Origin of the sequence: Acinetobacter sp. DSM 11652 (assembly GCF_900109815.1) — a bacterium.
Lineage (GTDB): Bacteria > Pseudomonadota > Gammaproteobacteria > Pseudomonadales > Moraxellaceae > Acinetobacter.
The window spans coordinates 1-19,873 of record NZ_FOBK01000007.1 but is presented as its reverse complement, the minus strand read 5'-3'; the positions used below and the strand labels follow the sequence as shown (position 1 = coordinate 19,873).

Annotated in this window: 19 protein-coding genes; 9 read left to right on the top strand and 10 right to left on the bottom strand. The window is 38.6% G+C overall.

Going from position 1 to position 19,873, the window contains the following annotated elements; translation table 11 throughout:
* The first annotated feature begins 156 nt into the window (after nt 1–156).
* Nucleotides 157–915, top strand: a complete 759-nt coding sequence (locus tag BMW42_RS08195; RefSeq protein WP_092767044.1) for an MFS transporter — start codon at nt 157–159, stop codon at nt 913–915.
* A gap of 11 nt (nt 916–926) precedes the next feature.
* A complete protein-coding gene (locus BMW42_RS08190) occupies nt 927–1,607 on the top strand; it encodes a hypothetical protein (protein WP_092767043.1) in 681 nt (226 codons plus the stop codon).
* 28 nt (nt 1,608–1,635) lie between these two features.
* On the opposite strand, the gene BMW42_RS08185 is transcribed toward BMW42_RS08190, so the two are convergent.
* The gene (locus tag BMW42_RS08185) at nt 1,636–2,499 is read right to left on the bottom strand and encodes an SDR family oxidoreductase (protein WP_092767042.1); all 864 of its coding nucleotides are present in this window, start codon (nt 2,497–2,499) and stop codon (nt 1,636–1,638) included.
* Nucleotides 2,500–2,616: 117 nt separating this feature from the next.
* Here BMW42_RS08185 and BMW42_RS08180 point away from each other — a divergent pair, with 117 nt between their 5' ends.
* Entirely contained in the window at nt 2,617–2,991 is a 375-nt protein-coding gene (locus tag BMW42_RS08180; RefSeq protein WP_092767041.1) for a winged helix-turn-helix transcriptional regulator, read from the top strand.
* A gap of 55 nt (nt 2,992–3,046) precedes the next feature.
* Here the strand turns inward: BMW42_RS08180 and BMW42_RS08175 are convergent, their stop codons facing one another.
* Complete coding sequence (locus tag BMW42_RS08175; RefSeq protein WP_092767040.1) at nt 3,047–4,228, bottom strand: MFS transporter; 1,182 nt, start codon at nt 4,226–4,228, stop codon at nt 3,047–3,049.
* 257 nt (nt 4,229–4,485) lie between these two features.
* Here BMW42_RS08175 and cgtA point away from each other — a divergent pair, with 257 nt between their 5' ends.
* Both cgtA and proB read left to right on the top strand, forming a co-directional pair.
* Nucleotides 4,486–5,697, top strand: coding sequence for an Obg family GTPase CgtA (cgtA, locus tag BMW42_RS08170; RefSeq protein ID WP_092767039.1), 1,212 nt, complete (start codon nt 4,486–4,488; stop codon nt 5,695–5,697).
* Nucleotides 5,698–5,725: 28 nt separating this feature from the next.
* Nucleotides 5,726–6,859, top strand: coding sequence for a glutamate 5-kinase (proB, locus tag BMW42_RS08165; RefSeq protein ID WP_035265485.1), 1,134 nt, complete (start codon nt 5,726–5,728; stop codon nt 6,857–6,859).
* 22 nt (nt 6,860–6,881) lie between these two features.
* Here the strand turns inward: proB and BMW42_RS08160 are convergent, their stop codons facing one another.
* Complete coding sequence (locus BMW42_RS08160; RefSeq protein WP_092767038.1) at nt 6,882–7,529, bottom strand: HAD-IB family hydrolase; 648 nt, start codon at nt 7,527–7,529, stop codon at nt 6,882–6,884.
* A complete protein-coding gene (locus tag BMW42_RS08155; RefSeq protein WP_092767037.1) occupies nt 7,496–8,701 on the bottom strand; it encodes a DUF1615 domain-containing protein in 1,206 nt (401 codons plus the stop codon). Before BMW42_RS08155 ends, BMW42_RS08160 begins: the two co-directional genes overlap by 34 nt.
* Nucleotides 8,702–8,983: 282 nt before the next feature.
* Here BMW42_RS08155 and dusB point away from each other — a divergent pair, with 282 nt between their 5' ends.
* The gene (gene dusB / locus BMW42_RS08150; RefSeq protein WP_092767036.1) at nt 8,984–10,030 is read left to right on the top strand and encodes a tRNA dihydrouridine synthase DusB; all 1,047 of its coding nucleotides are present in this window, start codon (nt 8,984–8,986) and stop codon (nt 10,028–10,030) included.
* 74 nt (nt 10,031–10,104) lie between these two features.
* Here dusB and BMW42_RS14740 read toward each other — a convergent pair whose 3' ends face one another.
* Nucleotides 10,105–10,275, bottom strand: a complete 171-nt coding sequence (locus BMW42_RS14740; RefSeq protein ID WP_171260698.1) for a hypothetical protein — start codon at nt 10,273–10,275, stop codon at nt 10,105–10,107.
* A 73-nt stretch (nt 10,276–10,348) separates the two neighbouring features.
* A complete protein-coding gene (locus tag BMW42_RS08145) occupies nt 10,349–11,398 on the bottom strand; it encodes an NAD(P)H-dependent flavin oxidoreductase (RefSeq protein ID WP_092767188.1) in 1,050 nt (349 codons plus the stop codon).
* A 178-nt stretch (nt 11,399–11,576) separates the two neighbouring features.
* On the opposite strand from BMW42_RS08145, the gene BMW42_RS08140 reads away from it, so the two are divergent.
* From BMW42_RS08140 to BMW42_RS08130, 3 genes are all read left to right on the top strand, one after another.
* A complete protein-coding gene (locus tag BMW42_RS08140; RefSeq protein WP_092767035.1) occupies nt 11,577–12,836 on the top strand; it encodes a putative DNA modification/repair radical SAM protein in 1,260 nt (419 codons plus the stop codon).
* Complete coding sequence (locus BMW42_RS08135) at nt 12,837–13,616, top strand: TIGR03915 family putative DNA repair protein (protein WP_092767034.1); 780 nt, start codon at nt 12,837–12,839, stop codon at nt 13,614–13,616. It begins immediately after the preceding gene.
* 535 nt (nt 13,617–14,151) lie between these two features.
* Nucleotides 14,152–15,450 carry a dicarboxylate/amino acid:cation symporter gene (locus BMW42_RS08130; RefSeq protein ID WP_035265514.1) on the top strand — a complete coding sequence of 433 codons (1,299 nt, stop codon included), beginning with the start codon at nt 14,152–14,154 and terminating at the stop codon, nt 15,448–15,450.
* Between the two features lie 256 nt (nt 15,451–15,706).
* On the opposite strand, the gene BMW42_RS08125 is transcribed toward BMW42_RS08130, so the two are convergent.
* The 4 genes from BMW42_RS08125 to ahpF form a co-directional block, all read right to left on the bottom strand.
* Complete coding sequence (locus BMW42_RS08125; protein WP_092767033.1) at nt 15,707–16,918, bottom strand: YeeE/YedE family protein; 1,212 nt, start codon at nt 16,916–16,918, stop codon at nt 15,707–15,709.
* A gap of 131 nt (nt 16,919–17,049) precedes the next feature.
* On the bottom strand, nt 17,050–17,751 hold the full coding sequence (locus BMW42_RS08120) for a VIT1/CCC1 transporter family protein (RefSeq protein ID WP_035265394.1): 702 nt from the start codon (nt 17,749–17,751) through the stop codon (nt 17,050–17,052).
* A gap of 149 nt (nt 17,752–17,900) precedes the next feature.
* Nucleotides 17,901–18,245: a hypothetical protein gene (locus tag BMW42_RS08115; protein ID WP_035265393.1), complete on the bottom strand. Its 345-nt coding sequence runs from the start codon at nt 18,243–18,245 to the stop codon at nt 17,901–17,903.
* Nucleotides 18,246–18,419: 174 nt separating this feature from the next.
* Nucleotides 18,420–19,873, bottom strand: a 1,454-nt coding sequence (gene ahpF, locus BMW42_RS08110; RefSeq protein ID WP_092767032.1) for an alkyl hydroperoxide reductase subunit F, incomplete at its 5' end; no start/stop codon positions are given.

The window sequence follows — 19,873 nt, the reverse complement described above, 5'->3', positions numbered from 1 at the left end:
TCTTTTTTATTTGCCTAAATTTACGTAATTAAGACTTTAGAGCAATATGGTTTCTTCAAAATAAGTGGTTTAATATTGAAAAATTGCGTATTTGTTCACATAAAATATGGATTGTGAGCAGGTGATTAAAAAAATAAGTGTTAAAGGATTATATTTTTGCGCATCAAATATCTTGTCATTGGCTTCGTGCTGATTGCTTTGGCTGCCGCGAGTGGTATAGCAATTGCCTTATGGGTTTTTCAACATTTTAAAATTTACATTCCACTTGAAGATCAAGCCGTGAATATTGATCTTCAGGAGCCATTGCAAGCGAAAGTTCACATCCATGATGCTTTGGATGTGAATGTGACAGGTCGCGTGAAAACGACCATTCCTATACGTGAAAATCTTTCTATTCCTGTACAACAAACATTGAATCCTATGGTTCATTTCGACAATCAAGTACCAATTAAAACGGTTATTCCAGTCCGTGAAAATTTGATTGTGGATCAAAATTTAGCAGTAGATACTAAAGTTAAGGTTCGCATTTTGGGCAAAGATATTACACTGCCATTGAAAGGGACGATTCCAATTAAACTTGATGTACCTGTTGAAATGGATGTTCCCTTAGATCAAATGGTTCACTTGAAATTTCAAGCACCTGTTCAAGCGGATTTAAAAGAGAATCTACGCATCTCATTAAAAAAGGATTTAGATGTGGATATACCAGTAGAAGGTCATTTGAATGCACCAATTAAAACTGCGTTAGAGGCTTCAGTCAACGTACAAAATACTTTGCCAATTAAAATACAAAAAGGTGAGTTGGTTATCCCACTCAATACCTTAACATTACAAAAAAATCAAAAAGTGGAAGCAGCATCACCCATTAAAGTTCAGAAGGATGATCAATCTGCTGAATCGGTGAAAGCCCAGTGAGCTCGAGAAGCATGAGTGCTAAAAAAATCGTGGGATATGGTTCGCTCTTATTTATTATCGTGGCAAGCATTGTCGCCGTAGGTTTTTGGCTATATCTCAATATTCAAGCATCCATTCAAGTCACTGCGAAGAATGCAAGTGTACAATTATCAGAATCATTGCCGACAAAAATTGATGTTGGGAATTATCTTGAGGTACAAGCGATTGGCGCGCTAAATACACAAATTAAAGTGCAGGAAAATATTGATTTAGATTTGCAGGGTAAATACAAAACCAATCTCAAGTTTAAAGTCGAAGTCCCTGTTTCTGTGAGTGTGGATTATCAAACGCAAGTAAAAATCGATCAAACGATTCCAATTAGTGCAACAACAGATTTGGTGTATAAAACACGATTTTTACCTAAATTTCCGTTAAATTTAGATTTGCCTATTCAGCTTGAAGTTCCATTTCATTTAAAGCGTACTTATCAGGTTCCGATTACGATTGATTTTGATGGTCCTGTCTATTTAGATTTGCATGAGCAGCTTGATGTGGATATTGATCATGTTTTCAAACCGGTATTGCATTTAAATGATCCAATTTTGATGAAGGATGTATCTAGTTTTAGAGCAACAATGTATAACTTGGAGCGAGAAACAAAAGCAAATTTAGATATGAACTTGGATTTACCTCTGCGCAATATTAAAAAGTAAAAACTCCCCTTTAAGGGGAGTCTATTCTCTAAGCATTCAGGGCTTGCTGAATGCTTTCACGAATCGATGTGGTTTTTCGACCAATTAAATGTTCAAGATCTTTGCTTACACTGTACATCGCACCATGGGAAGTGTGAAGATCTGCATCTACAATGACGTCAATGAGACCTACTGGTAAACCAGCTTGAATTAATCCTTGACGATAATCTTCTGGAGATAAGTTTTGATATTTCACAGGCTGTTGTGAAAACTCAGAAAGTAGGGTCGCAAAATCTTTTAAGCTAAAGCTTTCGCTACCAGCAAGCTCGTAAACTTTATTGAAATGTTGAGTGGATTCATCATTTAATACTTGAGCTGCAGCAGTGGCATAATCCAAACGAGAAGCTGAACTAATTAAACCATCTTGAGCCGCTCCGTACACAATGCCTGTCTCGATTTGATGGGTGAGCGCAGATAAATAGTTTTCGCTATACCAATTATTTCTTAAAAAGGTGTAGGTAATAGAACTTTCACGTATTAATTTTTCCGTTTCTCGATGTTCATTGGCTAAGCCAAGCGGAGAATGATCTGCGTTCAGTAAGCTGGTATAGATTAAGTGAGGAACTCTAGCTTTAATTGCAGCATCAATAACAGCCTTGTGTTGTGGAGTGCGACGACCAATTTCATTGGCAGAAATGAGCAGGAGTTTATCAACATCCTGAAGGGAATTTGCGAGATCATCTGGCTGATCATAATCAAATTTGCGTACTTGAATATCTTCAGAAAATAAAATTTTAGCTTTTTCTGGGTTGCGAACCAAAGCAATAATTTCATGCTTGCTATGAAGTTTTTTAAGTTCTTGAACAACTAAACGACCTAATTCACCAGTTGCACCTGTAATCGCAATTTTCATTTTAATTTCCTCTCATTGTGGCTAAAAAATAAACTTGATGAAGGCATATTAATCTGTTAACTTACTTAATGAAAGTACGTACCTAAAAGTAAGTTATTAACTGTTAAGAGAAAAATGATGAATACATATGCGCATAGTGATTTATTAGGTCAAGTTTTATCCAGTGAATGTCCTTCTCGTGAAATTTTGGAGCATCTCACCAGTAAATGGTCAGTTCTCGTCCTAAGTTGCTTGAGTGATGGTGTGCATCGTTTTAGTGAGCTAAAACAAAGAATTGAGGGGGTGAGCGAAAAAATGTTGGCTCAGACACTAAAAACCTTAGAAAAAGATGGTTTTATTTTGCGCACTGTCTATCCAGTAGTTCCTCCAAAGGTGGAGTATCAACTCACTGTATTGGGTTCAAATGCAGCGATGAAATTAAATGAGTTGATCCATTGGATTGAGCGAAATTTACCCGAGATTTTGGAAAGTAAGGCAATTATTACGCGATAGTTATATTTCATCATTTCGTTATCGCTCAGTTTAAAGTGTGTACTGAGCGAGATGTTTATATGGTTTTCATGATCTTAAAATCATAACGATCAATACATAAAATTAAAATTGAGAAAAACAGTCCCAAAGCAACGCAACCAATCCATGCATAATGTTCCCAAGCATAGACAGCACCTAAAGAACCTAATGCAGCGCCTGAAAAGTAAATGGTCATATATACAGCATTAATTCGTGAGCGTGCTTGACCATCAATACGATAAACTAGATTTTGATTTAAAACATGAAATGCAGTGAGACCAAAATAGCTCATCAATACGCCAAGTGCATAAATGAAGATGTTCTGTTGCGCGAAATATAATGGAATACAAGAGAACAGCATCAAGGTGATACATAATTGAGCGACAAATTCTTCTTTCCCTTTGCCAACTGTTTTACCAGACCAACTCGAGGAATAAATTCCGATAATACCTAGCAGACCAAATAGACCAATTTGAAAATCAGTAAATTGATATGGGGCACTCCCTAAAACAAAAGTCATCGATGTAAACACCATTGAGAGAATGCCAAATCCTAGGGCACCCGCGCAGGCACGGCGTATGAGATGCGGATTATGCTTTGCGATGCTCCAAAGTGATTTGTAAATATCGGTGACTTGTAAATGCGAAGCAGGTTGAGTGTTGGGGAGTTTTTTCCACATTAAACATGCAAAACATAAAGTCAAAATACCACTAATGAAATAAACGCCTTCCCAAGACCAATAAGTTGAAACAAAGCCGGCAAATGTCCTAGATAAAATAATCCCCATGACCAATCCGCTCATGAGTTTACCTACAACTGCCGAGCTTAATTCCGGTGGGCTAATGGAAGAAGCAAATGGAATTAATACTTGTGCTGATATGGCTCCAAATGTTGCACAAAGGGTAAAGATATATAAAGTGCTAATATCTGAGCTGAAAGACAAAAGGATCTGCGAAATTGCCGCAAATATCATTAAACTCACAATGAGTTTTCGTTTATTAAAAAAATCTCCAAGGGGTACCAAAAGCATGAGTCCGAGCATATAACCCACTTGAGCGATAACCACGGTAAATCCAGCTTGGCTGGTCGAAATTTCTAAACTTCTTTCGATTGAATAAATCAGTGGTTGATTGAAATAGGCTGAACCTGCACAGACACCACAGGCCAAAGCCATAATAAGCACGAATTGTGAGGATAAAGGGGTAGCAGAGCGATCCATGTCAAAATCTTAGAGTGCAATTTAATGCACTATAGGCATTATTTTATGGTTTCAGAAATAAATAAAACCAATGATGTCATTTGATAAAACAATGAGTAATGAATAAATCAAATTTAATGCAGTGATACACCAAAATATTAAAGACTCAATTTATGAAAAAAGTCGCTAACTTATTCTCAACCTGCATAAATATAGTCGAGAAATACTTTAAAATATGGCAGAATAGGCGGTTTTAAAGTTTTTAGAGGATTGGCATTATGCGCTTTGTTGATGAAGCAGTCATTACCGTAGAGGCTGGCGACGGTGGCAATGGCGTAGCCAGTTTTCGCCGTGAAAAATTCGTACCATTTGGTGGTCCAGATGGTGGTGATGGTGGTCGTGGTGGCAGCGTATATATTCAAGCTGATGACAACACCAGTACGCTTGTAGATTATCGTTATACCCGTAGATTTCGTGCTGAACGTGGTAAAAATGGTGCTGGCGCAAACTGTGCAGGTCGCGGTGGTGAATCCGTAACACTATATGTTCCAGTAGGAACAACAATTGTAGATACTGAGTCTGGCGACATCATTGGTGATTTAATTGAAAATGGTCAACGTGTTCTTGTTGCTCAAGGTGGTGACGGTGGTTTAGGTAACACTCACTTTAAGTCATCAACGAACCGTGCTCCACGTAAATGTACACATGGTAACAAAGGTGAGTTCCGCGAAATTCGCCTAGAGCTGAAAGTCTTGGCAGATGTTGGCTTATTAGGTATGCCAAATGCGGGCAAATCAACATTTATTCGTGCTGTCTCTGCAGCAAAACCAAAAGTAGCAGATTACCCATTTACAACTATGGTACCTAATCTTGGTGTTGTAGATGCAGATCGTCACCGTTCATTTGTAATGGCTGATATTCCAGGTTTGATCGAAGGTGCTGCAGAAGGTGCAGGTCTTGGTATTCGCTTCTTAAAACATTTGGCGCGTACTCGTATTCTTCTACATATCGTGGATGTACAGCCAATTGATGGATCAGATCCAGCTTATAATGCTAAGGCAATTTTAAATGAACTTTTAAAGTTCTCTCCAACATTGTCAAAACTCCCAGTGGTGTTGGTTTTAAATAAAGTAGATCAGTTGCCTGAAGACTCAAGAGATGAGTGGTGCAATCACATCCTTGAAGAGTTGAAATGGGAGGGTCCAGTATTTAAGACTTCAGGCTTGATGTCTGAGGGAACCAAAGAAGTCGTTTATTATTTAATGGATCAAATTGAACAACAGCGCGAACGCGAAGTTGAAGATCCAGAGTATGCAGCAGAAATGCAAGCATTCCGTGATCAGCTTGAAGCTGAAACACGTGAACAAACCATTGCCGCTAAAGAGGCTTATCGTGAAATGCGTCGTAAACAACGTCTTGCCAGTCAAGAGGATGACGATTTTGACGATGATGAAGATGATGGCGAAATGGAAGTGTACTACGTACGTTAATCTCTTTATATAAGAGACAGAGGACAAGATGATAGAAGTGGTAGATGGGCAACGTCAGCTCAAGGGTTGCAAAAGAATCGTTGTTAAAATCGGATCATCTTTACTCACAGCAAACGGAAAAGGTTTAGATATAGATGCAATCTCGCATTGGGCGGGGCAAATTGCAGATCTACACAATGCAGGGCATGAGATTATTCTCGTGTCTTCCGGTGCTGTGGCTGAAGGTATGGTTCGAATGAAACTTGAGAATCGACCCACGGATCTACCCAGTCTTCAAGCTTGTGCTGCCATTGGTCAAATGGGGCTCATACAAACTTGGTCAAGTGTATTGTTGAATCACAATATTCAATCTGCCCAAGTTTTATTGACTCATGATGACTTGGCTGACCGTCGCCGTTATTTGAATTCTTGTGATGCTTTACAACATCTAATCGATTGGAAAGTGATTCCAGTGATTAATGAAAATGACACTGTATCTACTGATGAGATTCGATTCGGAGACAATGATACTTTAGCTGCAATGGTTGCAGGCCAAGTTCATGCTGATTTATTGATTATTTTGACAGACCAAGAGGGGATGTTTGATTCAGATCCTCGCTCAAATCCTAATGCGAAGTTGTTTCATACAGTTCGCGCATTAGATGAAAGTTTGTTTGATATGGCAGGTGGTGGTGGTAAGTTTGGTCGAGGTGGAATGCTGACCAAAGTACGTGCTGCTCGTTTAGCTGCGAAATCAGGATGTCCTACACTGATTGCCAGTGGAGACAGTAATCATGTGTTAACTCGATTAATGTCGGGTGAGATGCTGGGTACGTTGTTTATCACTGATAATGATCGAATCACTGCTCACCAACAATGGTTAGCTGCGCATTTGCAAACTGCAGGGCGATTGGTGATTGATGATGGTGCTGTGAAAGCAATCAAAGAAAATCATCGGAGTTTATTGCCTGTAGGTGTGAAAGCAGTTGAAGGGCATTTCGAGCGTGGTGATGTGGTGGAGTGTGTGGATCAGCAACGGCATCGTGTCGCAGTTGGTCGTGTCAACTTTAGTTCACGTAGCGCTGAAATTGTCAAAGGCTTACCCTCAGATAAGGTACACCAAGTTCTAGGTGAAGCACGTTCATTAGAAATGATCCATCGCAATCATATGGCGATCTATTAATTTCTTATTAAAAAAAGCTCGCTTAGGCGAGCTTTTTTTGTGGGTCAAGATCGGGTAATTGATGAGATGATCCGACCATATAAGGATAATCAGCCATATCTAACATCGCTTGATCCTCATAAGAATTTCCATAAGCATAAATTGATTGAAATTGGTCTACATCATATTGCTTGAGTATGCGCTGTCTTTTTTCTTCGCCACTACAATCAGGAGAAGAATAATGACCCGTATAAAACTGATTGAGCACTTCAGTTTCAGTACAAATCAAATCTACATTTAAAATCTGAGAAATGGGTTTTAAATAAATATCAATGGATGCAGAGACAATCGCAATGCGGTCACCACGGAGTTGATGCTTGATCAATTGTTCATAAATGGGTGAGTTTAAGTGTTGTTGTAATGAATGGGCGTATTCAAATGCAATCGGATCTGCATCAGACCTAGAAAATCCAGTAAACATTGCCTTGAATAGCTTAGGGCGCATTGCGTGCGCGGGGTAAATATTTAAAAAATAGGCTTGAATCCAAGGCAGGGTTTTTAGTCCTTGCTTAACAATATGTCGTTTTGATAAGGCGTAAAAGATAAAGCTAGTAAAACTATCTTTATCACATAATGTTCCATCAAAATCAAATAATGCTAGGTTTTGATTCTTTTTGCTTTCTGCATACATGTCTGATATCGACCGTTAACTCGCGTAGCAAACCAGTTGGTATTGTAGTCGCGACTAAGCTTAGGACCTGAAATAACCACTTCAGGCATAATGGCATAAAATTTTTCTTTTCCAATTTTCTTTTCGTAAAGCTCAGTCACAGCTTTATAGGTTTGCGTATCTTCAAACTTTTTCTCTTTTTCTTTCTTTAAATCAGCTCGAATTTGACGAGGTGTAATAAATACATTATTTGCGGCAAATACATTGATAAGTTCTTGTTCAGATTGACTCTTTTCAGCTTTTGGATTGCCATTTTTATTGTACAGTAATAAGTCTCCATCAAGCGTTAACTCCGCTGCTGTTAATTCATTGAGCATGCTTTGGAAAGCGGCGTTACGACTTGAATACATGCCTGAATTGTAGTCTGCAAAGCGATATATGGGTTGATCATAATCTGCTGGATACATCATCAGGCGGTGAATACCATAATAGAGTCCGCCATATTGACTATAAAGGTCTGATCTTAGATCTGCGATACTTCCACCTTGGCGCTTATGATCTTTTGCATAGCTAATATGAACTTGCATAGAGCCTAAAGTGGTAATGGGATTTAGTTTTTCACCAATATCTTGACCAACGAGTTTAGCTGCACCAGTGAGTGCACTGACATGGTAGTGTTTTGCCATGTGAGCAAAAATCTCACGATACAATTCATCTAATTCTCGTTCGGTGGAGACTTTTCGCATTTGTTTTAGATAATTGTCTTCAGGTGTTGGTTGATTTTTTAAGACTTCTTGGAAATACCCAGCAACGGTGCCTCCGATACTATCTCCTAATTTATCTTTGAATTTTTCATCTAAACGATCATCAATTTCTTTAACTGCTTTGGCACCTAGTCCGGGTACATGGGGATCTGCAACAAAATTAGATTCTTGATCGACTACAGCAATAATGGTACACACATTTTCTTTCGTTTGAGGTATACCAAGTTGCTCGGTTATTTTATAAATATCCTCGGCCCATGAACCACGATTATTAACGCGGCCAGGAATGAGTTTTGAGATTTGTTCAGCATCAATCGTTTTGTCTTGTGTGTTCCACCACGATGAGTCACCACAAGCACTCATGAATAAACTTAATGTAGCAACACTACAGGCTTTAAAAATTACATTAGAGCGAAAGCTATTTTTCATAAATGCAAAGTATCAGGGATAAAGATTCTAGCGAAGTATACTATTTCATTCACGATTTGTGAGAACTTATATGTATACAAGATGATGGCAGCATGCTTCAAATCAAAATCTAAGTTTTGAGCTTAAGTTCATCCATTAACATTCAAGCAAAATGAGATAAAACATATTTTTAGTTTCAAACGTTATATAATTTAATGCTTGTATCCAATTTCAATCTCTCAATGAGTGCAGATTTAAAAAGTTAAGCATTCTGAAACTGTTTCATCATCATTGGTATTATTCATGTCTCAACATCCTGTGATCCGTGATTTATTTGATCGCGAAAAAACAACTCCTGTTTTTGTAGCACCCATGGCAGGTGTAACGGATCGACCATTTAGAACCTTGTGTAAATATTTTGGTGCAGGACATGCAGTTAGTGAAATGATGACTTCTGACAAAACGCTTCGTATGAGCAAGAAAAGTCTCTACCGAGCCAACTTTGATGGTGAAATTGCTCCAATTTCAGCACAAATAGCAGGATCAGAGCCACGGGATTTAGCTGAAGCTGCACGATATCAAGTGTCAAATGGTGCTCAAATCGTTGACATCAATATGGGCTGCCCAGCGAAAAAGGTGTGCAATAAATTAGCAGGTTCTGCACTCTTACAAGATGAAGACTTGGTAGCCAGAATTTTAGATGCGGTGGTCGAGGCAGTAGATGTCCCTGTAACACTTAAAACGCGCTTAGGATTTTTAAACGGACATGAAAATATTATGCGTGTGTCGAAGCGCGCAGAACAAGCGGGTATTGCAGCTTTAGCATTGCATGGTCGTACACGGGAAGATATGTATTTAAATACTGCACGTTATGATCTAATTAAAGAAGTGAAGCAAAATATCTCTATTCCAGTCATTGCAAATGGAGATATTGATAGCCCAGAGAAAGCCAAGTATGTATTAGATCATACTGGTGCTGATGCCGTGATGATTGGCCGAGCAGCACAAGGTCGTCCATGGATTTTTAGAGAAATTGCTCATTATTTAAAAACGGGACAGCCACTTGCAGCGCCATCGATTGCTGAAGTGAAAGAAGTTCTATTGGGACATCTGAATGAGCTATATGAATTTTACGGTGAGTATTCAGGCTGTCGCATTGCACGTAAACATATCGCGTGGTACACAAAAGGTCTCCACTCAAGTAATGAATTTCGTCAGAATATGTACAAAGTAGAAAGTACAGCGGAACAAGCCAAAGTCGTAGCCAATTATTTCGATTTACTTTTGTCAGAAGGGCAAATTATGAGTGATGTTCAAGTGGAATCTGTGGATTTATTAAAATCAGGTTGAGTTTCTATATGTCTGCACTTAACTGAAATAAGTTATTCATAGATTCTACTGTTTAAATTCAAGAGGTTGTAAATTTATTTCAGAATCCGTTTTTTCTCTTCAGAAGAATGTGATTGATCTTGATTTAAAATTTGAGCATCTAGCTGCTCAACATTATGTTGAGTGGACTGATCTTTATCTTGAGCATGTGAATAGGTGTCTATTTCGAATCCAAACGCCATAAGTGCTAATAATACAAAACCCATACTTTTCGCTACATAATTTAACAATTCATTGTAAATTAAAAAACTACAGCTCGGTATGGGTTTTATCGATTATTTAAGCATCATATTGATCAATTTCTAATATGATTTGATTGATTAAATCAGGTGCTTCTAAAACTCTGATTTGATTTACATTACTTCCTGCCCAGAATGCACCAAAACTTTCATCTTTGTTGGTTAATGCTGCTGCATTTAGTTGTTTACCTAAATCATATGCATAAGGGTAGGGAGCAACTAACTCACGCTGAGGTAAATCTACGAGAGTTGACCAACTGTTGATTATCCCTCTCGCTGGTCGCCCAGAGATGCTTGATGTAATTTGAGTTAAAGGCTTACTTAATAATGCATTACGATAAGCTGCATTTGCAGCTGAACTCTTGCATTGTACAAATGCAGTACCGAGTTGTACGGCTGAAGCTCCGAGATTCATCATATATTTAGCTTGAAAGCCATTCATGATTCCACCAGCTGCTACGACAGGTATCTTGCAGGTAGGAACAAGTAATTTTATTAAATCTGCTGTTTTGATTGCACTGTCAAAATGCTCATTAAAAATACCACGGTGTCCTCCCGCTTCAATACCTTGTGCAATGATGATATCAATCCCAGCGTCTTCAATTGCTCTAGCTTCCGCTAAGTTCGTTGCTGATACCATCGTAATAATACCAGCCTCTTTGAGGGCAGCTATTTGATGTGCATGAGGTATCCCAAAGTGAAAACTCACCGCCTTAGGTCGAGTTTCTAAGACTAAATCTAAAAAATCATCATTATCTAAAAAACTGGGATAAATACATTTTAATTCTTTGGGTGGTTCAGTATTAAAGTTATCAAAGTGGGGTTTTAGATAATTTATCCAGTTTTGATTACGTTCAGAATCAAGTTGAGCTGGTTTGTGGCAAAAGAAATTAACCTGAAAGGGTAAATCTGTTAATTTTTGAGTTGCAAAAATTTGTTGTCGAGCACTTTCGATACTGGCAGCACCTAAACCAAGAGACCCTAAACCACCTTGATTGGATACTTCAGCTGCCAGTTCTGGTGTGGATACCCCAGCCATTGGCGCCAAAAAAATGGGATGCTGAATGGATAATTGTTCGAGTAAAGACATAATCAAGCTCCATGATTTAATTTCACTTTGCACAATCATGATCGGAGAATCAAATTATATTCATTATTTAGTGCGAAAATGCAAAGCGTCAAACTGTGTCGCATGAATGATCAGCGACATTTAGTAGAATAAATAAACAATTATAATATTCGAAATCTCATTGTTTCCCCTTACATATATGTCTGATCGTATCCGTGAAAAATTACAGATTTTAGCTGATGCTGCCAAATATGATGTGTCTTGTTCCTCAAGTGGTAGTAACCGCAAGAACAAAGATAAAGGTCTTGGTAATACAGGTTCCGGAATTTGCCATAGTTATACCGAAGATGGTCGCTGTGTTTCATTATTAAAAATTTTATTCTCAAATGTCTGTATTTATGATTGTGCGTATTGTGTCTCTCGCCGTTCAAATGACGTAAAGCGAGCAGCATTTACCGTCCAAGAAGTGGTAGATCTGACCATTAATTTTTATCGTCGAAACTATATAGAAGGGTTATTTTTAAGTTCAGGAATTTTTAAATCCGCGGATTACACCATGGAGAGAATGCTTCAAGTCGTAAAAAAATTAAGACTGGAAGAAAATTTTAATGGGTACATTCATCTCAAAACTATTCCGGGCGCTTCGCAAGAAATTATTCATGAGGCTGGACTGTATGTCGATCGGATGAGCATTAACTTAGAAATGCCGACAGAAGAAGGCTTGGTGAAATTTGCACCTGAAAAGTCGCATGCAGAAGTGCAGAAAGATTTAGGTATTGTGAGAGACCGTTTGATTGAGTTGAAAGATGAGAGAAAACTAATCAAGTCGGTTCCTAAATTTGTGCCTGCAGGTCAGACAACTCAAATGGTGGTCGGTGCGCATCATGAAACAGATCGTGATGTAATCTTGATGGCTGACAAGCACTATAAAGATTTTAAATTAAAAAGGGTGTATTACTCAGGATATATACCTATCAATCCAGAAGAGTCTGCTTTACCTACTGTAGGTTCTGCACCGCCGTTATTGCGAGAAAATCGCTTATATCAATCAGATTGGTTAATGCGTTTTTATGGATTTGAAGCCAACGAAATTGTGGATGAAGCACATCCCAATTTAGATTTAGAGGTTGATCCTAAATTAGGTTGGGCTTTAAGACATCCAGAGCAGTTTCCAGTGGATATTAATACTGCTGAATATAAAATGATTTTGCGTGTTCCTGGCATTGGTGTGAGATCTGCTAAGAAAATTGTACAGGCTCGCCATTTTGGAAAAATTCATATCGATCAGTTAAAGCGCTTAGGCGTTGCTTATAATCGTGCTCAACATTTTATTCGATGTGCTGATACACCTAAGTTTAAAAGAGAACAGCACGCTCATCAGATCCGCCAGCAAATTTTACAAAGTGGGCAATCAAAATATGTGAAACAACTGTCACCTCAACTAGGATTTGGGTTTTAAATGGCTGTGTATGTTTTTGATGGTACCATGACTGGGTTGCTGTGCTGTGTTTTTAGAGCTTTTCAATTCAAAGAGTTCGACGTAAAAGTTCAAACTGAAGGAAACGCTCACCAGAATTTGTTTGATGAGTCAGTCCGAGTTTACAGTGAAGAAAAGCAAGCTGAACGAGTCTGGCAAGGTTTAAAATCTAAAATTTCTGCTTCAAGTTTACGTAATTGGTATTTTACTTTTTTGTCTGAGCAGGAAGTGGCATACCAACATATATTTGATTATTCCATTTATATCTTTAAGCACCAATATGCCGTTGAAAAAAATTTCGGTCATCGTGATGTTTTAGCGCTTGCACAATGGGCTAAACAAGTTGGTCGTGAAAAGCACCGAATGGAGGCATTTGTTCGCTTTAAAAAGTGTAAGGATGGTTTGTTTTTATCATTAGTAAGACCAGATTTTAATGTTCTGCCTTTAATCTCTAAGCATTTCAAAGCACGTTATCAAGACCAGCGTTGGTTAATTTATGATGAAAAGCGACGCTACGGAATTTACTATGATTTGAAGCAAGTCCATCAAGTTAATTTGAATGCAGCCGAAATTGATCAAAATATCCATATAGGTTCTAGTCAATCATTCATGATTGAACTCGATGATCAAGAAGAGCTATATGATCAACTTTGGAAGGATTATTTTAAGAGTGTAAATATAGTGGCACGTGATAATCCTAAGTTACATGTTCAATACGTACCTAAAAGGTATTGGAGATATATGAATGAAAAGCAGGTTTAGTATGATTTTTTAAAAATAAGTTATTGAATTTATTTGATAAAATATAATAAAAACAATTTTGTAAGAGTGTTTTAAATTTATACTACTAAAATTATTAATATTTTTTGATTATATTTCTTTAAGGGTTATTTACATAAGATATTGAATTATATATTTATATATATTGTTCTTGGATTGCATTGAAATTTAATTATACTTTATAGGTATATATTGGGTCATAAAATAAAATTATTTGTATTTTTAATATTCAAAATTAACTTATGAATTTTTAATTTTCATTTTTTTTCTAAAAATATCAAAACTTAATTTTATATGAGTTAATTTTTATGACGATTCATATTTAGTCATCTCAGCCCAATTGGACTCTATAAATCTTTTTTTCTTAGACTAATAGTTAAGCCCGACTTTTTCATTCAAAAAGTGAATGTCACTAGAATTTCGACCTTTGAAATTATTTAACGCGCAATTCATTTTTGAGTGTGAAATTTATTGCATTTAACAATGGATTCACTTTTTTGAATTAGAAGGGTCTTCCATGGATATTCACGTTGATGAGCAATCTCAACCACCTAAGAAGCAAAAGTTTTATCAAATTTTATATGTTCAAGTCATCTTTGCAATTATTGCGGGTGTCACACTTGGACATTTTATGCCGGAGTTGGGGGCAAGTTTAAAACCTCTTGGCGATGCTTTTATTAAAATCGTCAAAATGATCATTGCACCCGTTATTTTCTTGACTGTGGTCACGGGTATTGCTGGTATGACGAATATGGGCGCAGTGGGGCGAGTGACGGGTAAAGCAATGGCTTACTTTTTAACTTTCTCTACGCTTGCGCTGATTGTGGGCATGATTGTTGCTAATCTTATTCAGCCGGGTAAAGGTCTTAATATCGATCCTGCTGCTTTAGAAGGTGACAAAGTTTCAACTTATGTTGAAAAAGCTCAGGATGCCTCTATTGTTGACTTCTTCATGAATATCATACCAAAGACTTTAATCAGTCCTTTGGCGGGTGGTGATATTCTTCAGGTTTTATTTGTTGCTGTTCTATTTGGTTTAGCGCTTGCAGCGGTGGGTGAAAAAGGGAAACCAGTTACAGACTTCTTAACGACACTGACCGCTCCGGTATTTTACCTTGTCGGTATGTTGATGAAACTAGCTCCAATTGGTGCATTTGGTGCGATGGCGTATACGATTGGTGCTTTCGGTATTTCGAGTATTGGAAATTTACTATTATTAATCGTAACGTTCTATATTACTTCACTTTTATTTGTTCTGCTTATTCTGGGAGCAGTTGCACGATACAATGGATTTTCTATCATTGATCTCATCCGCTATATCAAAGATGAATTATGGTTAGTATTAGGCACGAGCTCTTCTGAAGCTGCACTGCCAACGCTGATGAATAAAATGGAAAAAGCGGGTTGTGAAAAGTCGGTCGTTGGTTTGGTCATTCCAACTGGATATTCATTTAATTTAGATGGTACAAATATCTATATGACGATGGCTGCTCTTTTTATTGCTCAAGCCTGTAATATCGATTTGACCATTTGGGAACAGATCACAATTTTGTTAGTTGCGATGATTAGTTCAAAAGGGGCAGCAGGTGTAACGGGTGCGGGCTTTATTACTCTGGCAGCTACATTATCCGTTGTTCCTGCATTACCTGTTGCAGGGATGGCGCTTATTTTAGGTATCGACCGTTTTATGTCTGAATGCCGCGCATTAACTAATCTTGTTGGCAATGCTTGTGCAGCAATTGTTGTAGCACGTTGGGATAATGCATTAGATAAAGAACAATTAGATGCAACTTTGAAAAAGAAAGTAGAGGCTTGACTTCACTTTTAACATCTTAAGCCCATCTTCGGATGGGTTTTTATATAGATGATGCAGCATTTATCAAACTTAGAGTAAGCGCATTCAGATTTATTATAAGAACAAACTTTGGTGGCGTAGCTGATTTCAATCGGCTAAAAATTTAATACTCCTTTCTTTTTCTTTCTTATCCTCTTGAATGGTTGTAATTGCACTATAGAAAGATAAAAAAACGCCCAATTGAAATTAGGCGTTCTTAAATATCGATATTTGCTGATTAGCAACCTGTAAGTTTTTCAGGCTGAGGCTTTTCATTCGGGAAAAATATTGGACGAAGTTTCACACCTATACCATTACCAATAAAAGCGAAAATGAGCCATAACCAACCATGTAAACTGCCTGATGCAATGCCGCTGAAATAAGCACCGATGTTACAGCCGTATGCTAATCGAGCGCCATAACCCAACATGATCCCCCCAATGACTGCTGCTAGAATTGAGCGTTTAGGGATATTGAGACTCGGTGCAAATTTTCCAGCGAGACCTGCTGCAAGTAAAGCGCCGAGCATGATGCCAAAATTCATCATAGAGGTGATATCAAACCACAACGAATTTGCTAAAGCTTTAGCATTTCCAGGTTGTTGCCAATAGTCCCAAGCTGTTACATCAATTCCGACTAATGTTGCACCTTTCGCTGCCCATACTGCAAGCGCAGATGTGACACCCCATGGGCGACCAGCCAATGCAAGCGTGGCGAAATTAAGCAGGGTGAGAATAATACCACCCCAAATTAAAGGCCATGGTCCCTTTAGGAAACGTTTCCAGCCTTGATGTGCTGCAACAGGTTCTTGTTCAAGCTGACCGTGGCGTTTTTTCTCGAAGTAGATTGTTGCTAATGCGATTAAACCAAATAGCACAAAATTGAGTAATAGCGCTGGAATAACACCAAAGCTTTGTACTACTGAAATAGGGGCTAAATGTGGCAGTGCAAACCACCATTCAATATGTGAAGTTGCGATCAGTGAACCTAAACAGAAAAAGAATAGAGTGATCAGCATACGTGAGCTACCGCCACCGACCGTATAAAGTGTCCCAGATGCGCAACCACTTCCCAGTTGCATGCCAATTCCGAAAATAAATGCACCAATCATCACTGACATTGATACAGGATTGACGTTGCCTTTAACGGGTTGACCAAATAATTCACCTGCACCTAAAGCTGGGAAGAAGAGCAGCACTGCCAGTGCGAGCATAATCATTTGTGCACGTAAACCACGACCTTTGCGTTCTTTAATAAAAACGCGCCAGCTCGATGTAAAACCAAATGATGCATGGTAGAGCGTCATACCAAGCGCACCACCAATAAGGAATAACAGGGCTTGATTAATTCCCACAATTTGATAAGCACCAAGGGTGCCTACAATCAATAAAACAATAGCGATCCAGACCGATGAGTGTGATCGGTCAGATTGAGCTGCAATAATGGACATGAAGATAAGAAAAGCTGATAAAACACATCAGTATTTTAATTGATTGATTGTGGGTTGATAGTCCTACACTGCATTTATGCATTAAATGCTGCTGAGTAATATTGATTTTATATATTTGTAATTCTTATATATTAGCCGACATGTACATTAAACAGTGAGCCAATCCAACTTGAAAATGCCATCGCTGCGATTCCCCAAAGCGTAATTCGCAATGCAGATTTTACTTTAGACGTTCCAGCAAAATATCCAGATAAAGCCCCTAGAATAAATAACGCTAAAATGCAAAAAAAGGCAACACTGTATTCTAAATATGCAGGAGGACTGATCAGTATAGCGATCATAGGGCAAGCTGCACCTATTGAAAAGGCGGTGGCAGAAGACCAAGCGGCTTGAAAAGGTTGAGCTGTTGTATTTTCATGGATACCAATTTCATCACGTGCATGTGCAGCTAACGCATCATGCTCGCTCAGTTGTATAGCAACTTGATGAGCAAGTTCGGGTGATAGTCCTCTTTGTATATAAATATGCGTTAATTCTTTCAGTTCGATTTGTGGATTGCGTGCTAACTCACTTGCTTCAAACTTTAGATCAGCTTCTTCGATATCAGACTGAGATTTTACCGAAATATATTCACCAGCTGCCATGGACGTTGCGCCTGCAATCAAACCAGCAATACAAGTGATTAAAAGGGTATGTTGATTCGCGCCACTTGCTGCCATCCCCATGATTAAACTAGTGACTGAAATTATACCGTCGTTGGCACCAAGAACAGCAGCTCTTAACCAACCTGTGCGATGTATATAATGTGGTTCTGTATGATGTGAATAGCTCATAGGATTTTGTCTTATTATCTGAAAATGTTATTCAAAAAAGAGTTGTTATTCATACAGTATAGGCTTGATTCGTATCTTGGGGCTGTAAAATTGCTCTGTTAGAGAAAAAATTAAAGCCTCTAAAGAGGCTTTAATTGGTAGAACTCAAATTATTGTTGAGCTTTTTCTTTTACATTCGCTGCACCTTCTTCTACAGCTGCTGCTGCATTAGCAGTTGCTTCTTTAGCCGCTTCTGAAGCGTTGTGCGCAGCATTTTCAGCATGTGCAGCAGCATTATCTGCAGCTTGCGCTGTCGCATCAGCAGCATTGTCGACTGCAGTTGCAGTTGATTGAGCTGCATCTTCAGTAGCATTCTGAATATCTGCACCTGCTTGTTCAGCGGCATTTTCTAAATGTTCACCAGTTGTCGCGCCAGTTTCAGGAGCTTTATCCTTATTACACCCAACCAAAGCAACTGTAGCAGCAAGACCTAAAGCAACAAGAATCTTATTCATTTTATCTTCCTTTTTTAATTCAATGAGTATCCAAGTAGCATGGATGAGAACAATATAAGCAGATTTTAAATAAAGTTTTATTCAAAAATTGTAAAGATAATATTGGCTTATAAAAACGCCCCGAGAAAGAGTTTTCTCAGGGCTACACTTTAATGCGGTATATTAAGGCTGAAATTACTGTCCAGAACGAATGATGTAATCAAACGCTGACAGTGATGCTTTCGCGCCTTCACCAGTGGCAATGATGATTTGTTTATAAGGTACTGTTGTGCAGTCACCCGCAGCGAATACACCTTTTACATTGGTTTCGTTGCGATCGTTAATCACAATCTCACCACGGTTGGTTAATTCAACTTGAGTTTCTTTTAAGAAATCCGTGTTGGGTAACAAACCGATTTGTACGAAGATTCCCGCCAATTCGACAGTGTGTTCTTCATCCGTCGCACGATCTTTGTATTTCAGTGCAGTGACTTGTTTGCCATCACCCACAACTTCTGTAGACAGCGCATTTTTGATGACAGTCGTGTTAGGTAAGCTGTTCAATTTATCTTGAAGGACTTGGTCAGCACGTAGTTTGGTATCAAACTCAACTAAAGTGACATGCTCAACAATACCCGCAAGGTCAATTGCCGCTTCTACACCAGAGTTACCACCACCGATCACAGCCACACGTTTACCTTTGAACAATGGACCATCACAATGTGGGCAGTACGCAACACCACGTGTTTTGTATTCTTGCTCACCTGATACATTCATTTCTCTCCAACGTGCACCTGTAGACAGGATGACCGTTTTCGATTCAAGTTTTGCACCATTCTCTAAAGTCACTTCAACTAAACCGTTGGCAGTTTCATCCGCACCTTTGATGTCAGACACACGTTGTAAGTTCATGATGTCGACACCGTATTCACGAACATGTGCTTCCATTTCAGCCGCAAACTTAGGACCTTGCGTCTTTTGCACTGATGTAAAGTTTTCAATGTCCATGGTGTCCATGACCTGACCACCCATGCGCTCAGCAACGATTCCTGTACGGATACCTTTACGAGCCGCATAGATTGCAGATGTGTTACCTGCAGGACCACCACCGATCACAAGCACGTCAAATGCATCTTTGGCATTGAGTTTTTCAGCATCTTTCGCTGCAGAGTTAGTATCAAGCTTCGCAACAATCTCTTCCAATGTCATACGACCTTGACCGATATGTTCGTTGTCTTGGAACACCATTGGTACAGCCATGATTTTGCGTTCTTCAACTTCGTCTTGGAAGAATGCACCATCAATCATGGTTGCTGTTGTGCCAGGGTTGTAAATTGCGATCAAGTTAAGTGCTTGAACCACATCTGGACAGTTATGACAGCTTAAAGATACGAATACGTCAAAGTCAGATTTGATTTCTAATGCTTTGATGGATGCCAATACTTCATCAGATACTTTTGGTGCATAACCAGAAGTTTGTAGCAATGCCAAAATCAAAGAAGTGAACTCATGACCCATTGGTAAGCCTGCGAAGAAGACACGCGGTTCTTCACCTGCTTTTGCAATACCAAAGCTCGGCGCACGTTTATTTTGACCATCAAAACGAGCTGTGACTAATGGAGAAAGTGCTGCCACTTCTTCCACAAGTT

What these genes read in the sequence shown, in the direction of transcription:
- BMW42_RS08130 (WP_035265514.1), top strand. Translation starts at nt 14,152, where the DNA reads ATGGATATTCACGTTGATGAGCAATCTCAACCACCTAAGAAGCAAAAG.
- BMW42_RS08160 (WP_092767038.1), bottom strand. Translation starts at nt 7,529, where the DNA reads ATGTATGCAGAAAGCAAAAAGAATCAAAACCTAGCATTATTTGATTTT.
- BMW42_RS08125 (WP_092767033.1), bottom strand. Translation starts at nt 16,918, where the DNA reads ATGTCCATTATTGCAGCTCAATCTGACCGATCACACTCATCGGTCTGG.
- BMW42_RS08140 (WP_092767035.1), top strand. Translation starts at nt 11,577, where the DNA reads ATGTCTGATCGTATCCGTGAAAAATTACAGATTTTAGCTGATGCTGCC.
- BMW42_RS14740 (WP_171260698.1), bottom strand. Translation starts at nt 10,275, where the DNA reads ATGGGTTTTGTATTATTAGCACTTATGGCGTTTGGATTCGAAATAGAC.
- proB (WP_035265485.1), top strand. Translation starts at nt 5,726, where the DNA reads ATGATAGAAGTGGTAGATGGGCAACGTCAGCTCAAGGGTTGCAAAAGA.
- BMW42_RS08185 (WP_092767042.1), bottom strand. Translation starts at nt 2,499, where the DNA reads ATGAAAATTGCGATTACAGGTGCAACTGGTGAATTAGGTCGTTTAGTT.
- dusB (WP_092767036.1), top strand. Translation starts at nt 8,984, where the DNA reads ATGTCTCAACATCCTGTGATCCGTGATTTATTTGATCGCGAAAAAACA.
- BMW42_RS08175 (WP_092767040.1), bottom strand. Translation starts at nt 4,228, where the DNA reads ATGGATCGCTCTGCTACCCCTTTATCCTCACAATTCGTGCTTATTATG.
- cgtA (WP_092767039.1), top strand. Translation starts at nt 4,486, where the DNA reads ATGCGCTTTGTTGATGAAGCAGTCATTACCGTAGAGGCTGGCGACGGT.
- BMW42_RS08180 (WP_092767041.1), top strand. Translation starts at nt 2,617, where the DNA reads ATGAATACATATGCGCATAGTGATTTATTAGGTCAAGTTTTATCCAGT.
- BMW42_RS08135 (WP_092767034.1), top strand. Translation starts at nt 12,837, where the DNA reads ATGGCTGTGTATGTTTTTGATGGTACCATGACTGGGTTGCTGTGCTGT.
- BMW42_RS08155 (WP_092767037.1), bottom strand. Translation starts at nt 8,701, where the DNA reads ATGAAAAATAGCTTTCGCTCTAATGTAATTTTTAAAGCCTGTAGTGTT.
- BMW42_RS08115 (WP_035265393.1), bottom strand. Translation starts at nt 18,245, where the DNA reads ATGAATAAGATTCTTGTTGCTTTAGGTCTTGCTGCTACAGTTGCTTTG.
- BMW42_RS08145 (WP_092767188.1), bottom strand. Translation starts at nt 11,398, where the DNA reads ATGTCTTTACTCGAACAATTATCCATTCAGCATCCCATTTTTTTGGCG.
- BMW42_RS08120 (WP_035265394.1), bottom strand. Translation starts at nt 17,751, where the DNA reads ATGAGCTATTCACATCATACAGAACCACATTATATACATCGCACAGGT.
- BMW42_RS08190 (WP_092767043.1), top strand. Translation starts at nt 927, where the DNA reads ATGAGTGCTAAAAAAATCGTGGGATATGGTTCGCTCTTATTTATTATC.